Annotated in this window: 14 protein-coding genes and 1 pseudogene; 2 read left to right on the top strand and 13 right to left on the bottom strand. The window is 56.9% G+C overall.

The window, feature by feature from the left end:
* Positions 1-26 precede the first annotated feature (26 nt).
* Positions 27-1,400 carry a M16 family metallopeptidase gene (locus BLQ74_RS25895; RefSeq protein ID WP_090268230.1) on the top strand — a complete coding sequence of 458 codons (1,374 nt, stop codon included), beginning with the start codon at positions 27-29 and terminating at the stop codon, positions 1,398-1,400.
* Between the two features lie 19 nt (positions 1,401-1,419).
* Here the strand turns inward: BLQ74_RS25895 and BLQ74_RS25890 are convergent, their stop codons facing one another.
* The 3 genes from BLQ74_RS25890 to BLQ74_RS25880 form a co-directional block, all read right to left on the bottom strand.
* Positions 1,420-1,974 carry a GNAT family N-acetyltransferase gene (locus tag BLQ74_RS25890; RefSeq protein ID WP_090268228.1) on the bottom strand — a complete coding sequence of 185 codons (555 nt, stop codon included), beginning with the start codon at positions 1,972-1,974 and terminating at the stop codon, positions 1,420-1,422.
* Between the two features lie 124 nt (positions 1,975-2,098).
* Complete coding sequence (tcuC, locus tag BLQ74_RS25885) at positions 2,099-3,391, bottom strand: MFS transporter (protein WP_090268226.1); 1,293 nt, start codon at positions 3,389-3,391, stop codon at positions 2,099-2,101.
* 265 nt (positions 3,392-3,656) lie between these two features.
* Positions 3,657-4,355, bottom strand: a complete 699-nt coding sequence (locus tag BLQ74_RS25880; RefSeq protein WP_090268224.1) for a S1 family serine peptidase — start codon at positions 4,353-4,355, stop codon at positions 3,657-3,659.
* 279 nt (positions 4,356-4,634) lie between these two features.
* Between BLQ74_RS25880 and BLQ74_RS28295 the strand changes: the two genes are divergently transcribed.
* Positions 4,635-4,823, top strand: a complete 189-nt coding sequence (locus BLQ74_RS28295) for an integrase core domain-containing protein (protein WP_139199132.1) — start codon at positions 4,635-4,637, stop codon at positions 4,821-4,823.
* 312 nt (positions 4,824-5,135) lie between these two features.
* On the opposite strand, the gene BLQ74_RS25875 is transcribed toward BLQ74_RS28295, so the two are convergent.
* The 10 genes and pseudogenes from BLQ74_RS25875 to BLQ74_RS28290 all read right to left on the bottom strand — a co-directional run.
* Entirely contained in the window at positions 5,136-5,501 is a 366-nt protein-coding gene (locus tag BLQ74_RS25875) for an immunity 8 family protein (RefSeq protein ID WP_090268222.1), read from the bottom strand.
* Between the two features lie 630 nt (positions 5,502-6,131).
* Entirely contained in the window at positions 6,132-6,485 is a 354-nt protein-coding gene (gene imm2, locus BLQ74_RS25870; protein ID WP_090268220.1) for an Imm2 family immunity protein, read from the bottom strand.
* The gene (locus BLQ74_RS27500) at positions 6,485-7,540 is read right to left on the bottom strand and encodes a deaminase domain-containing protein (protein WP_212633174.1); all 1,056 of its coding nucleotides are present in this window, start codon (positions 7,538-7,540) and stop codon (positions 6,485-6,487) included. The genes imm2 and BLQ74_RS27500 overlap by 1 nt, the downstream gene beginning before the upstream one ends.
* Positions 7,541-7,970: 430 nt before the next feature.
* Positions 7,971-8,291, bottom strand: coding sequence for a hypothetical protein (locus BLQ74_RS27265; protein ID WP_139199131.1), 321 nt, complete (start codon positions 8,289-8,291; stop codon positions 7,971-7,973).
* A gap of 43 nt (positions 8,292-8,334) precedes the next feature.
* Positions 8,335-9,390: a hypothetical protein gene (locus tag BLQ74_RS25860; RefSeq protein WP_090268218.1), complete on the bottom strand. Its 1,056-nt coding sequence runs from the start codon at positions 9,388-9,390 to the stop codon at positions 8,335-8,337.
* 326 nt (positions 9,391-9,716) lie between these two features.
* The gene (locus BLQ74_RS25855) at positions 9,717-10,310 is read right to left on the bottom strand and encodes a hypothetical protein (protein WP_090268216.1); all 594 of its coding nucleotides are present in this window, start codon (positions 10,308-10,310) and stop codon (positions 9,717-9,719) included.
* On the bottom strand, positions 10,307-11,023 hold the full coding sequence (locus tag BLQ74_RS27855) for a class I SAM-dependent methyltransferase (RefSeq protein ID WP_244507273.1): 717 nt from the start codon (positions 11,021-11,023) through the stop codon (positions 10,307-10,309). Before BLQ74_RS27855 ends, BLQ74_RS25855 begins: the two co-directional genes overlap by 4 nt.
* Positions 11,024-11,860: 837 nt before the next feature.
* Positions 11,861-12,148, bottom strand: a complete 288-nt coding sequence (locus tag BLQ74_RS25845; RefSeq protein WP_090268214.1) for a barstar family protein — start codon at positions 12,146-12,148, stop codon at positions 11,861-11,863.
* A 9-nt stretch (positions 12,149-12,157) separates the two neighbouring features.
* Entirely contained in the window at positions 12,158-12,646 is a 489-nt protein-coding gene (locus BLQ74_RS25840) for a ribonuclease domain-containing protein (RefSeq protein ID WP_244507272.1), read from the bottom strand.
* A 511-nt stretch (positions 12,647-13,157) separates the two neighbouring features.
* Positions 13,158-13,871: pseudogene (locus BLQ74_RS28290) on the bottom strand (DUF637 domain-containing protein); the annotation flags it as partial.
* Between the last annotated feature and the right edge of the window lie 215 nt (positions 13,872-14,086).

The raw sequence follows: 14,086 nt of genomic DNA, 5'->3' as shown, positions 1-14,086 counted from the left end.
TGGCTTTGTTTTTCCAGGCTTGGCCCATGCGTTGCTTGTTCGTCCCCCTGCTGTTGCTGCTGTTCAGTCCCTGGTCGCTCGCCGACACGCGCTCGGCGGTGGAGGGCTACCAACTGCAGAACGGCATGGGCGTACTGTTCAAGCCCACCGACCAGCGCGGCTCGGTGTCCATCCGGCTGGTGGTGGGCGTGGGCTTTTCCGACTTCTCCTGCCAGGACCGCCAACTGCCGCACCTGATGGAACACCTGTTCTTCAGCGGCCTGGACGGCGGTGACGAGGCCGACCTGGAAGCGCGCATGCAGACCCTCGGCGGGCAGTGGAACGCCTACACCAGCGAGGGCGACACCACCTTCGTCATCGAGGCGCCGGCGGCGACCCAGCGCCAGGTCCTCGACCTGCTGCTCGAAGCGCTCACCCGCACCCGCCTGGACACGGCGAAGATCGAATCCACCAAGCAAGTGCTGATCCGCGAGGACGGCGGCCACTATTCGCACCTGCAACGCTTCCTCGACCACCAGAACATCAGCCGCAGCGGGCAGGAACAACTGGCCGTGGAACTCGGCCTGGCCTGCGCCGAGCGCCCGCAGGTGGCGCAATTGACCCAGGCCCAGCTGGAAAAGCTGCGTAGCGACTGGTACGTGCCGAGCAACATGACCCTGATCGTGGTCGGCGACCTCGACCCGCGCCTGCCGGCCTACCTCAGTCGCACCTTCGGCAGCCTGCCCGACCACGCCACCCCGGAGCGCCGCGAACTGCCGGAAATGAAAGGTCCGGCGGCGCCAGAGCGCACCCTGAATACCGGGCTGTTCGGCGAAGGCGCGGTGCTGCACTGGATCTTCCCCGAGCCGGAGGACGCCGACGGCGCCGCCCTCGACCTGCTGCAGGCCTACCTCAGCGACGCCCTCTACAGTGACTTGCGGGTACATCGCGAACTGTCCTACGGCCCCTGGAGCGAACGCGCCTCCTGGTCCAACCAGAGCTTCCTCAGCCTCAACGCGGATATCGAACGCAGCGACCAGGCAGCCACCATACAGGCCATGCGCGAACTGCTCGACGGCATCCGCCAGCATGGCCTGGACCCTCAGCGTTTCGCCCGCATCCAGCGCGTGGCGCGGGCGCAACTGGCCTGGAGCACACCGAGCAACGCGACCCTCGCCGACTACTACTGGGGCGCGCTCTCGGACTTCGATGGCGAACACTTCCCCAACGAAGAACGCCGCCTGGCCAAGGTCAGCCTGCAACAGGCCAACGACACCGCGCGGCAACTGTTCAAGGGTGACGGCTACCTGCGCATCGAACGGCCGCTGCTGGACGACGACAGCGCCTATCCGCTGGGCGCCGCCGCAGCGCTGGCGCTGTTGCTGCCCTTCGCCCTGCTGCTGCGCCGACGCCGCGGCTGAAGCGCGGCGCCGACGGGCCTCACAGCTCCAGGCTGCGGATCACCCGGGTGGAATCGTCCGGGTCGCGCTGGGCGCGGAAGCCGAGCTGCACGGCGAGGTCGCGCATGTCACGGTCGATCGCCTGGTCGATGCTGTACATCTGGGTGAAGCCATTGCGCCGCGCCACCTCGATCAGATGGCGCATCAGCGTCAGGCCCAGGCCCTTGCGCTTCCAGTCGTCGGCGGTGGTCAGGGCGCATTCGCACTGGCTGCCATCCTCGGCCGCGGCATAACGGCTGATACCGACTTCGCGCAGCTCGCCGTCCTCGTGCACCAGGGCGACGAAGGCCATGGTCTGCTGGTAATCCACATCCATCAGGCTGTCGAGCAGCGCTTCGTTGACCTTCACCTCGCCGTGGAAGCGCAGCTTGCGGGTCATCGGCGACAGACGATTGAGGAAATCGCGCTCCAGCTCGCGGTCTTCCGAGCGCAGCGGGCGGATCAGCACATGGCTGCCGTCTTCCAGGGTCTCGATCCAGTGGTCATTGCCGACAGCGGCGAGCGCTGCGGCGTGCTGGTGAAGGGGGGTAGGCATAGCGTTTTCTCCGCTGGCGGATGAAAGGGAAATCAATGTCCTATCCTTCTCCGCCCGCCGCCGTCCCCCCTTGATCGGCGTCAACCTCGCCTGGCAAGCCCCCGGGGCAAATCGCCGCAGCGACTCAGGTCTCCGCCAGGGCGCCCGCCGCTGCCCGCGCCTTGCCGCCGCGGCGGAACAGCACCAGAGTGGCGAGCAGGCCGAGCAACGCCGCGCCGCTCAACCACAGGCCCGGGGCGGCCTTGTTGTCCAGGCTGTGGATAAGCCAGGTGCACACCGCCGGGGTGAAACCGCCGAAGGTCGCGGTGGCCAGGCTGTAGGCCAGGGAGAAGCCCGTGGTGCGCACATCGGCCGGCATCACCTCGGTCAGGGCTACCACCATGGCGCCGTTGTAGCTGCCGTAGAGGAACGACAGCCACAACTCGACCATCAGCAGGCGGGCGAAGCTCGGCTCGGCGACCAGCCAGGACAGTGCCGGGTAGGCAGTGAGCAGCGCCAGCCCGGTGGCGGCGATCAGCAGCGGGCGACGGCCGATGCGGTCGGACAGCGCGCCCATCAGCGGCAGCCAGAAGAAGTTCGACAGGCCGATGCACATGGTCACCAGCAGGCTGTCGAAGTCCGACAGGTGCAGCTCGTTCTTGCCGAAGGTCGGGGTATAGGCGGTGATCAGGTAGAAGGACACCGTGGTCATCACCACCATAGCCGTGCCAGCCAGCACCAGGCCGAAGTTCTGCCCGATGGAGCGCAGTACCTGGCCCAGGCTCGGGTGATGCCTGCGCTGCTGGAAGGCTTCGGTTTCCTCCAGCGAGCGGCGGATGAGGAACAGCGCCGGGACGATCAGGCAGCCGACCAGGAAGGGCACTCGCCAGCCCCACTCGCCCATTTCCGCCGGGCTCAGCCACTGGTTGAGCAGCACGCCCAGCAGGCCGGCGAAGACCACCGCCACCTGCTGGCTGGCCGACTGCCAACTGACGAAGAAGCCACGCCGGCCGGGGGTGGCGATTTCCGCCAGGTAGACCGACACCCCGCCTAGCTCGACGCCGGCGGAGAAGCCCTGCAACAGGCGCCCGGTCAGCACCAGCAAGGGGGCGAAGACGCCCAGGGTCGAATAGCCGGGGACGAAGGCGATCAACAGGGTGCCCATGGCCATCAGGCCGAGGGTGATGATCAGCCCCTGGCGGCGGCCATGGCGGTCGATATAGGCGCCGAGGAAGATCGCCCCCAGCGGGCGCATCAGGAAGCCGGCGCCGAAGGTCGCCAGCGACAGCATGAGCGAGGCGAAGGGGTCGTCACCGGGGAAGAAGGTCTTGGCGATGGCGGTGGCATAGAAGCCATACACCATGAAGTCGTACATCTCGAGGAAGTTGCCGCTAACCACACGGAAAACGGCTTTGGCTTTGGAATTATTCAAGGCCATGGGGGACATCACTCAGGCGGACACAGGGCCTTCCCACGGGCGGAAAAATCATCCGCCAACCCGGGAAATCATTTGTAACCCTATGTGTAAAAGCCCCCGAGGATCAACGTGAAAATGGCTGAAAGCCTTGAAATACACGGCTTTGAAAACCTGGTGAAAGCTTCGTGAAGGCGCGTCGGAAAATCCTTTGGCTCCTCCGTGGGGGCTCGCCAGTTGCGCCCCGCTCGCCTCCGGCGAGCCCCCACAGCGGAACCCCCACCCCGGGTCAGACGCCCGAGCCGGACACCGGGCGGGGTTGCTCGGCCAAGGGAACTCCATCCTTTCCCTTGGCCTGGCCCTGCTGCGCCATGCGCGCCTGGAACAGCTTCCACTCACGCTCGATCACCGCATAAGGCACGAACACACTGACGCGCTTGGCGCCTTTCAGCCCCGGATGGCTGATGCCCCGGAACGTGGTGCCCTGGTAGCCGATATTGATGCCCAGCACATCGCCATCGTTGCCGATCAGCGGCCCACCGGACATGCCCTGGGCCAGCGCGGCGTCATGGATGCCGTACATCTCGTTGTTGCGCTCGTTGAGGTTGACGTAGGGCACCGGCCAGTAGCGCCCATGGGAACTCATCGGAATCAGCAAACTGCTGGAGCCCAGCGCGGTCACTTCCTCGCCATTGCGCGCCGAACGCCAATTGGGCAGCGGCCCGCTGGCCTTGTGTTTGATGAACACCAGGTCGCAGCGGGTGCTGCAGGAATAGACCTGGCTGGACAGGTAAGGCACGTGGCCAGCGGTTACCGCATAGTCGGCGTTCCACTGCACCGCAGAAGCGACGATCAAACCCGGCACAGGCAGGCCGGAGGTCACGGTGAAATAGCGAGAGGTCAATTGACTGTCGGTTTCGGGTTTTACCCAGCCATTGCAGCCAGTCAACAGCGTCATCATGGCAAGACTCAGGACTTTCCCTTTCATGGAGTTTTCTCCGGTTGTTTTCGGGAAAAGCTAAAGCCAAATAAAGGAAACTTCCTATATAAAATAAGCTGTGCATTTCGCGCTAAAGTCAGGCAATTCGCTCCGACAATTCGAATAATTCCGAAGGAATACTCTTAGTCTCAATTATCAATAAGGGAAATCTGTAGTCCATTACCTTCGGCTCATCCCAAAGAGCCAGAGAAACATCCCGAAGAGACTTGACTGGAATCTGTTGGTGGCTGTGCTTTCGGCAAATCCGCTCGACGACAGGATGGATCGATGGCCTCTTGGAACAGGGCGATTGCACCAGCGATCAAGCAATTGTGCGCCACCGTGAAAAGCGCACTGGACCGCTGGCGAGTGCTAAACGCCAGCCAGCTACAGAAAAGCCTGGATCGCTTCAGTGTCAGGTACAACGCCGAGCGCCCCCACCTGAACCTGGGCGGACGCACACCACTGAAAGCGTGACGCAGGATCGATCCGTACGCCCCCGCGGACGGCTTGGTTCGACGCCTGGGATGGGTTGTTGACCGGCTATTACTTCCATTGGTGATTCGGCGGTTCGATCCACCCAGTCACCGAAAAAGTCCTTGTCCAGGGATCAGGCGGAGAGATTCGTTGCGATGGCGAGAAGGGCGACTTTTCGGCCATTTCAGTCGGAGGAATCAGGTGAAAAATCGATTAGCGGTAGCGAAGAGAATGGAGGGATCAATGGTTTGACGTAAAAACCTCCCTGCTGCAATGACGGGGAATTTGGTTTGGACAGTTGTCTGTCCTTACTCAAACGCATCCATTTTGGTAACCTTCAAATTCCCACAAGCCTAATCTTGATACTTTCATTGAAACCTCACTCCAGTTCTCCCCCGAACAACCCAGCAAGAATTTCTCGATGGCGTGAACAATTTTTTGATAATTGTAATCTCGGACAATAAGGTAATGTACCCCTATAATAACCTCATTTGACCCAAGTTTTTTTTCAATCCATTTTGGAGTACAAACCTCTATATCAAATGACTCTTCGCCTTCCTCATCCGCTGGCCCAATCATCGCCTGCAGGAGGAAACCAAAACTATCCGGAAACTCCGGATGGTAATTCTCAAGATTGTAAATATCGGGGCTATGAAGCCGCTTTAGCTTTGCATCCATAGTTTAGTCCGTAATATCCAAGTGGGCATTTGATTGCCACTTCTTTGTCTCTTGGTCTGGAAACCTTTGTTCGAAATTAGCCTGAGTTCCCTGCTGATATGTCTTGCCGGGGTCTCAGGACTGCGCTGAAGTAGCGAGAGGGATGTCTTGCACCCGCTGCGTGTTCAGTGAACGAAGGTCAAGATACACCGCCGAAGGCAATGTTCTATGTCCCGTAGCACATTGATTTGTTAAAGAGCGGCTCGGCGAAGCTTCGCATGGAGCTGTCAACACGCGGACAGCTCGGACTCCGGCATCGCGGTATGAAAAGTCTTTCCAGACGTGCCGAAACGGGACGAGTGGTTCGACGCCTGGGATGCTGACGAGGTGCTGCTTGCGCTGGTAGCACAACAGCTCAATTTCAAGCCAATACACAAAGCCTTGTCCACGGAACAGGCGGAGAGATGCGTTCCAATGGTGAGAAATACTGACTGTTTGGCCACTTCAGCCGGGGAAATCAGGTTAAAAGTCGATCATCGGTAGCGGCGAGGACGGCAGATTCGATGATTTGACGTAAAAACTTCCCCGCTGCAATGGCGGGGAGGCTGGTTTGGACAGTTGGACGGGACAACTCAGCTCCTGCAACCACCCTCAATAAAGTTTTAAAAGTTTAAGATCCGCTTTAAATTCTTCAGCCTCTTCCTCTGGTAACTCTTTCAGCATATCAGAAAGATTATTCTCACTTAACAACTCAGAAATTATACCCCTGTGATATTTCTGAGACTGATCTGAAGACCGTCCCGCACCAAGAATAAGAGAAATAACCTCCAGCATTAAATTCTCAACAGGCATATCAAAAGATTTTTCAAGCTCACTATACGCATAGCCAGCCTCACTTTCCCCCTCAACCCAGGGACTATTGTTCTTAACTTTCGCCCTGCAATAGTTGTAATAGCACCCTAGGAACCACGCTCGAATTTCTCTATAGGTTATGCGCTCTTCCATTATGGAGTCTTCCTTGGGGGGCGGAGCATGCCACCCTGATTATCAAATATATTAACAGTAATATTTGGATACTTTGCTTTGAATTGTTCAGCCACATTCAGACAACTCGCGCATGCGGGCTTCTCAGTAAGTATATTTACAGTTTCTCTAGCAGAGGTGTTACTACCCAGCTTATCAGCAATATTATCGAGAATCTTATATTCCGTATCTATTCCTCGATAAACCATATCCCCTGCTTTATTGGGGACAGTCTGAGCCGTAAAGTTTCCACTTCCGGAGCCAATAAGACCCTTACCAGCCTCAGAGACCTGGCTATGCGCGGCCATTTGTTTGGGCAATCCTTGGATATCGATTTCAGCGACAGCTACGTTGCCACTACGCCGCAGATAAGATGGCAGCCCTGCGCGAACATCCATCACTCTTTGCGCAAGAGGAGCACTGTCAATTACTGCCGCAGTCCCTTTTCCAAAAACCCCGCCTTCGGCCTTCACTTTAGACCAATAAGCATAGGCCTTTTCAACCTGCGCCGAGCCAACGGTCGGGGTACTTCCCGGTGGACGGGTGCCATTGCTGGTAGGACGAGTGCCCGCAACCCCCGCCGCTACACCGCCAATCGCACCGAGAATCGGCTCCCACTCGCCAACCACATCGGCCAAACGGGCGTAACTGGTCAGTGCCCGATCAATCAGGGTGAATTTGTACTGTTCGCAGGTCGCCGTCACACAGGTCAATCCCTCCAAAGCGGCAAGGCCACCCGTGATCTGCAGCATTTGGTCCTTGGCCCAGGCTGCCCCTCCAGTAGCCATGGCCTCATCGAAGTTTGCTTGGCTCAGTTGAGCAAAACCTGCGTCCCATGCTTTGCGCTGGCAGTTCTCATCGTTCCCGCATTCCTTCATGCTTGAAACGAAGTCTTTGCCATCGTCATGGTTCAGGTAGTTGTACTGCGTACCGTTTTGCGCTACCCGGGCACCAGTTTCCAACTTGCCTGCGCCCGCAGCCGAGTCCTGCACCACCGTGGCGACCAGTCCCACCAGTTGCGAACTTATGCTCAGCAAGGCGATGCTTCGTGGCCCGTTGAACATTGATTTGTTAAAGAGCGGCCCAGCCAAGCATCGCATGGGCCTGTCAACACGCGGACAGTTCTGACTCTGGCATCTCGGTATGGAACGTCTTTCCAGAAGTGCCGAAACGGCTCGGGTGGATTGACGCCAGGGATGGGAACGGACCGGCTATTACTTCCATTGGTGATTCGGCGGTTCGATCCACCCAGCCACTGAAAAAGCCCCTGTCCACGGATCAGGCGGAGAGATTCGTTCCGATGGAGGGATGTGCTGATCTTCGGGCCATTTCAGCCGGAGGAATCAGGTAAAAAATTGATCAGCGGTAGCGGCGAGGACGGCGTACTCGATGATTTGACGTAAAAACCTCCCCGCTGCAATAGCGGGGAGGTTGGTTTGGACAGTTGGACGGGACAAGCAGAGAACTCTACAAGGGATTTTGTTCTAGATACCTCTGAATATCTTCCTCAGCAATCCCTGGAACCCCCTCATCTAGCCATTGCTCAAACTCTTCAGGATAAGGGCTCAAGTACTTACCGTCCTTGAATTTTTTATCTGGAGTATTGCCAAACTCTGAAATAAACCTCAAATGATGCACCACCATTATCCAGATTCGCCGAAGTTCCGGACTTTGTGGAGCACCTTCCGACGCAGCAGAAATGTAGATCGAGTCGCCTTCAACAAAAGCTAGAACATCCTGCACTCGACCAAAACTTATCAGCGCCTTGATAGCTTCAACCTTACCCATAGCTCACTCTCACCGAAGAAACCTCACGCTAGCCCCAGAAACTTCAACACTCCTGAATCCTAGAGAGTTCATCGTTTTTTCCAAATGGAGTGCTCCATACAGCCTGCTCTTTAGAAAGTCCTGCCGAAGTTCCTGCCCTGAAAGCCTCTAGATTGTCATTTCCTAACTGGGCTGAAACGGCTTTAACCTTATCCGGCCCCACTGTTTCAATTGCCCGCGACACCATCTCACTGCCTACACCTTTTCCGGAGACGGTCGTGCCATACCAATCGATATGCAAATTCCCATCGGGCGAGTACCGGGCAACCAAGTCGCTTTGAGCAAATTTTCTGTCAACAACGGCACCGGTTTTATCGAATTTCTGCCTGGCGGATAGTTCAACATCGATATACCCATCCGATTTATTTGCAACTTTTGTTTCAAAGTTAAGTCCTGTTCTTTCAGCAGGGACAAATCCTTTGGCGCCCGCAGCCCCTTTTGCAGCAGATGAACCTACCTTAGCAGAGGTAATCACCTTACCCGCAACCGCACCCTCGGCACTCCCGATCAGAATGCCTGCCATGAGCGACCCACCGCCTAGACGCCAAGCACCTAGCTCATCGTTAGCATCAAGCGGCTTCCCTTCGATTGCCTCGGCGATCCTCCGCCCCAACTGGGCCTGCAGCTCCTCCTTAACCTGAGCGACCGCCTGCCCAACCGATGTCTCCCCCAGGGCCTTCTGTGCAGCCCACATCAGAAGCCCTTTCGGCCCCTGTGCAGCGGCGAGAACAATGCCAACCGCCTCGCCCTGCTCGGGATGCTCTTGTAAATACTTGTTGATATCGGAGACCCGATCCAACGCGAGCTTATCGTTGGTAATGCTCGGTAGCTTTACGCTGATATTTTTTTCGATAAGGCCTTGCTGAGCCTTGGTAATCAACTCCGGGCTGGTCTTGTAGAGCGTTTCAATCGCTTTCAGGTTACCGAGGACTTCACTCTGGAAATCCGGATCTGAAAGCCGTGCCTTGGCCTCTCCCAGCGTCCTTCCAGACGCGATCAAGGCCTGGAGGGCCTGATCGGCGATTTCCTGTCCTCCTGCGGAAACAGCTCCCTTGGGCACGGCTTGTTCAATGAACCAAGGTCACGAAACACCGCCGAAAGCGATGTTCCGTGCCCCGTTGAACAGTGATTCGTTAAAGAGCACTTCGGCCAAGAGTCGCATGGGACTGCCAACGCGCGGTCAGCTCGGACTCTGGCATCGCGGTATGAAAGCTCCTGCCCGCCGCAGCGAGCGCGTCGCCGCGAATGAGCCATTTCAGTTGGGCGGATCAGGGGAATAATCGATCAGCGGTCGCGGCGAGGACGGCGTACTCGATGATTTGACGTAAAAACCTCCCCGCTGCAATAGCGGGGAGGTTAGTTTGGACAGTTGGACGGGACATATTTTCAAACGTCTGGGATTTCAATGTGGAAGGACTTCGCATAAATATTCCACGACATCCAGCCCGGTCCTGGCGGAGTTTCAAGAACCCCTTCTAAGAAATATTCTTTGGAAAGAGCATCAACAAAAGAGCGGGAGCCAAGCTCTTGCACCACTTCATTCCCGGTGGAGCTTTTTCTATATTCCGTGTACTTGGTGGTTATCATTTTTGAAAATGAGAAGCCCTCAAAAACAAACCAGCATCCACCAACGAATTCATGCATAGCATATTGACTATCAGCCTTGCTCTTATATTGAATCCACTCGCCAGATTTAGTACGAGCTCTCAAAAGGCAATCATCAGTCAGCTCCCACTCAAAATACCTAACCCGCCTTGACGGATCGAAAATGTAGTGCCTGGGAAATATGACCTCTACGCTCTTCGATTTGTCTTTATCGCATTTAACAAAGCGAACACCGCTATTTTCTCTTAAAAGTATGCCATGCGGAAATGCTAGCCCTCCCTCAACGAAAACTCTAAGCGCTCCAGATTTTTGCTCTGAAATCCCATATGTACAATTAAACGTATCAAGATCATCAAAATCGACAGAAAGCATCATTTTATTTTCTCCAAAACGATAGTTTTCATACTGTCGAGATTCGTAATTACACTTCCGTCTGTACGGAGGAATATTTGCCCTGAAAATCTAGAGTCAAGAGGGCCATTTTGTATAACTCGTAAACCTAGAGATTCTAGTTCAGGTGCACCTGGAATTTTGCCGTAAGGATTCGCAGCATTTGCATTGATGAATATTTTTCCTCCTGGTTCTACTACACGAGTAGCTTCCGGCAGAAAGTCCATCATTGAGTTAGTACCACCCGCACTCTTGGGAATGAAGGGATTACTAGCAACAACCTCCCCCAACGAATTATCCCTAAAAGGAAGCTTCGTAGCATCTGCTCGAATGCCTGACTGAATATCAGCCCGGATATCTACGTTTATTGCACCAGGGGTCTGAGCATTCATCCCCCCAAATAGCTCAACGGTAGGCTTCGGTAATTCAGCAGCCCCTTTTGTCGCAAGCTTAGCCTCAACCCACCCGGAAATCGTCTCCCCAAGCTCCTTGGCCACTCTACCGGCAGTCGTGCCGGCGACCTTGCCGGCCGGTCCTCCTCCCAGCAGGGTTTCCTCGATGGTCGTATCGCGAATGGCCTGATCGCCGACGAGGTTGCCCAGTGCATCGCGAAGATAGCCCTGGCTGTCTTCCTGTCCCTTGAATGTACCGATCTCGCCAGCGTGGGCATTGGCTTGAGCCTGGCCGTATTGCTGCACCGCCTGGTAGACGTTCGCCCAACTGGCCGAGCCCTGGTTGCCTTGGTAGGGCGTGTTGAACAGGCTGCTGTCAGCGAACTGTTCCGGCGTGGCCTGGAAGGCGTAGACCGGTTGGCCATGGGCGACGATCGGCGAGCCGTCGGCCCAGCTCAGCGGACGGTTTTCCAGTTGCAGGCCGCCCAGAACGCTCTCGGCAATGTCGCGGCTGGAATCGAACTTGGCCTTGATCGGGTTGTTGTCGTTGCCGGTGTTCAGTTGCTGCAGCAGGGCCTGCTATCGGCTGGCTTGCGTCTGGTCCACGGCGGCGCCAGAGCCCACCGTCAGCATGTCCTCCCAGCTCAGGTTGAGGGCGAGCCGGGAATTGGCAACGCATGCGTTGCCCCGGCGAGCGACCCGCCATGGATGGCGGGGCCGGGGTTTCAGGACTGCGCTGAAGTAACGACAGGGAGGTCTTGCACCCGATGCTTGTTCAATGAACCAAGGTCACGAAACACCGCCGAAAGCGATGTTCCGTGCCCCGTTGAACAGTGATTTGTTAAAGAGCACTTCGGCCAAGAGTCGCATGGGACTGTCAACGCGCGGGATGGGAACGGACCGGCTATTACTTCCATTGGTGTTTCGGCGGTTCAATCCACCCAGTCATCGAAACGGTCCTTGTCCACGGATCAGGCGGAGAGACTCGTTCCGATGGCGAGATTTGAGGTGAAAACCTCCACGCCGGTGGGGTGGGGTGGGGAAGTTGGGTTGGGGCAACCAGGCTGATCACGAGCAGAGACAGGGGGGCGGTGACGAAGTAAAATTAAAATCCCCGGCTAAGCCGGGGATTTTAATTTTAGGCTAATCAAGAATATAAGAAAATTTATCTTCCCATCCGAAGCTCTCATCCTGCTGCTTCACTCTCTCCAATACCTCTATAATTCCATCAAATTCGTGTGGAATGTTCCCTCTGGAACAATCATGGTCATTCCATACCAAGACCAACGGCCGTTCAACACTTGCACTGAGCAAGTCCCATAACGCATCCAAGTTATATCCATAAAAATCTTGGACACCTAAAGCCTCCGCCAACTGACGATGGAAATCTTGCTCTGTAACGACTTCATGGCCATCAATCGTGATTTTCATAGACCTATGCTATTTCCAAGTCCCAATAGGGGCGACGGTTTTATAGTGATCCGTAGTTATATAAAGAAGCCCATCATTTGAATACAGCAACCTCGTTCCTGGCTGATTGCTGCGGGATATCGTGCTATTCAAACCGATATCAGCTTCAAACCACGTTCTGCCTGAGCTCAATGGAAGTATATTCGTCGTATTATGGAAAATATCTCCGCCAATCTGCCCACCCGGAACACTGTTATTTAAAGCCTTTCCTGGCTGCCAACCTTGCTGCGCCGCTTGAGCTTTATTTACATAGTTAGCAGGAAGCTGCCCTGTGGCTCGAAGACTATCAACAACATTATTAGCCGATTCTGTTGTTTTAAGATCAAGCTTCAGCTGAGCGAAACTTGCCGCGTTATGTGCAGAATTGTCAGCAGCACCCGCAACCTCCTTCGCCCCATCCCCTACCGCAGCCCCCCCTCTGCGCAGCGGCAAGCCCAGCAGCTCCCCCCAACAAAGCACCGCCAATCACTCCAGAGCCTTGCAGGAACGACTCCAGCCAGGCGTGCTGGGCAACACGCTCCTCATTGTGGTTGATGTCCTGGAAGTGTCCAATGACATCCTGTTCATCAGCGTTCAGCGTTCCCAGCCCGAACAACCAGTCCAACTTGGCGGAGCCTGCCTCCACGGCATTGCGCTGCGCGTTGCAAGCCGTCTCCCCCTCGCCCTTGCAGCCATACAGAGACGCACCGGCCTTGCGGTCATTGATCGCCTGGTACTTGCCCTGAACCTGACCACGGCAGGCAACAGGATCGGGATTCGACCGGCAGCCCACCAGTTCCTTGGCCAGTTCATCCACATCCCGATGGTCCAGGTAGTTGTTCACCGTGGCTTGTTGAGCAACCCAACCGGCCTTTTCCTGATCCTTATCACTGCCACCGGCGGCCGCGGCCACGGTCATCCCAAGCAACTGGGAGGTCATGGCCAGAACGCGCTCATGGGCCTCACCGGGGAAGAGCTTTTCCCCCACCAGATTCACCAATGCCTCGTTCGCCCCTGCCGCCAGGGCGGCCGTGCGGAAATCACCGCCAGCCGCTTCGCCGATCAGACCACCCACGATGGCATGCACCGCCACCTTCGTTGGCAGTCCAGCGCCGGCAAGACCGTCACCGACCTTTTCGTAGAGCGCGCCACTGAGTAGGTCCGCCGCCATGCTCACAGCCGCCTGTGCAAGGTTGTCCTTGAACTTGCCGCCTTGCAGCACGGTCTTCATCGCGGAATTAACCGCCAGTTGCAGACCCAGATTGGCGTTACCGATGCCGCCGCTGACACCCGCGGCGACATAGCTCTTCAGGCTATCGCTGGAGGTGACATCCTTGGTCACCGCGCCCAGGTCGCCGCGGTTGTTGACCGTGCTGATGGCCGCGTTGCTGCTGACAGCGGCGGCGACTGAGTTGGCAACGACGCCCGGCACGCTGTTGGCAGCGACACCAACTAGGGAACTACCGGCCCCCCAGGTCAGGTACGTCACGACGATCGCCACCGCCAACTGAGTGGCCGGCCCCATGCCGGACTGGCTGTAGCTGTACGAGTCGTGGATTTCCTTGACCCTGCGCCAATCCACATCGCCGCGCTGCTCTGCCTCTTTCAGCCAGGCCAGCTTAGGGTCGGCCTGGACCATGGCGTCGATGGTCTGGCTGACGGTTTTCTGGTCGATGTGCTTGAGGGCGAGCCGGGAATTGGCAACGCATGCGTTGCCCCGGCGAGCGAACCGCCATGGATGGCGGGGCCGGGGTTTCAGGACTGCGCTGAAGTGGCGACAGGGATGTCTTGCACCCGCAGCTTGTTCAGCGAGCCAAGGTCACGAAACGCCGCCGAAAGCGATGTTCCGTGACCCGTTGAACAGTGATTTGTTAAAGAGCACTTCGGCCAAGAGTCGCATAGGACTGCCAACGCGCGGAC

This window comes from Pseudomonas panipatensis, from assembly GCF_900099785.1.
GTDB lineage: Bacteria > Pseudomonadota > Gammaproteobacteria > Pseudomonadales > Pseudomonadaceae > Pseudomonas > Pseudomonas panipatensis.
This window is presented reverse-complemented; position numbering and strand designations above follow the sequence as displayed.